The sequence below is a fragment of the Paenibacillus sp. P4_A7 genome (assembly GCF_056402455.1).
The window spans coordinates 1-1,164 of sequence record NZ_JBFUHJ010000801.1 but is presented as its reverse complement, the minus strand read 5'-3'; the positions used below and the strand labels follow the sequence as shown (position 1 = coordinate 1,164).

The window sequence follows — 1,164 nt, the reverse complement described above, 5'->3', positions numbered from 1 at the left end:
CTGTACTGCAACATAAGGGAGAGGAAGCTCAACAAGAGGAAATGGAAAAGTTGTTGCTAAAGACTCCTTCTGAATTGGACAGTCGGAGATATTTTCTTTTTGTATGCCCCATGTGTGCTGACTTGGGCTGTGGGGCGATTACAGTTTCCATAAGGCGTGAAGGAGAAAATATTATCTGGAGTAACTTTAGTCTTGAAGATGGAGAAACAATAAAACCTTTGAACGTAGATACTTTTATGTTTAATTGGTTGGAGTACTCAGACAGTATCTTGTCTTCTATTATTCAAGAGTAAATAAAAATACGTTTAGCTGTTGAACTAACGGGCAGGATAACGCAAAAGTTGGTGCAACATTTTCCTGATAATTAAGTATAGATATTTGGAGGTGTTTGCTATTGTTTAGAAAATACTTTGTAGTCTTGATTTTATTCGGCAACTGTTTATTACTTGCTGGATGTAATCCAAGCAAAGATGAAGTGGTTCAGAATTTATTGCCTGCAAAGGAATGGAAATATGCCCTTCACGTTTTTTATTACCAAGAAGATGTTAGGAAATTAGGGGATGAACTAAATCTTTTTCAGAACTCCTTACCAGATTTGCAAAAAGGATTCCAAGTTCAACTATGGGATTATAACCAAGAGAGAAATAAACAATGGGCAGATGCTCTGGGAGTAAAAAAATTCCCTACGTATCTTATACTTAATAAAGATGAAGTTGTTCTGCAAACACAGGATATTGAAAAAGCGAAGAAATATCTAACAGAACATTAAACTCCCTTGGTACGATATGATTTACTCACGAATGCTCGCTTATTCGCAGGATTTCGCCCGGTTGGATATAGATGAAAGACAAAGAGGGGGACTCCGTAGTAGACTTCGGCAACATGAAGGCGCACGGGAATAGAGGGGGGGGATTTATCCGTCCCACATAATTCCATTTACTGCACGCATTCTCCACGCCGCCCTTGGAGGTTTTCACTCCCATGTCTTAACGGGTCAGTGCCCTCTCATTCCTTCGTTACGCCTATCCAAGGGGTGGAGGCCGGTCTTGCTAACGGTACGGGTCGGTGCCCTTTGGTTCAATGTATCCGGTACTCCGTGCTTTCTTTGAAATCCTGCGAATAAGCCAAAACTCGTACAACGAAACGGTAAGTATAGGTTAAGCC

General features: G+C 40.6%; 1 protein-coding gene and 1 pseudogene. Both read left to right on the top strand.

Annotation, left to right across the window (positions count from 1 at the left end; all coding sequences use genetic code 11):
* Positions 1 to 293: pseudogene (locus AC1DWN_RS34110) on the top strand (hypothetical protein); the annotation flags it as partial.
* A 101-nt stretch (positions 294 to 394) separates the two neighbouring features.
* The gene (locus AC1DWN_RS34105) at positions 395 to 769 is read left to right on the top strand and encodes a hypothetical protein (RefSeq protein ID WP_477563242.1); all 375 of its coding nucleotides are present in this window, start codon (positions 395 to 397) and stop codon (positions 767 to 769) included.
* Positions 770 to 1,164: the final 395 nt, after the last annotated feature.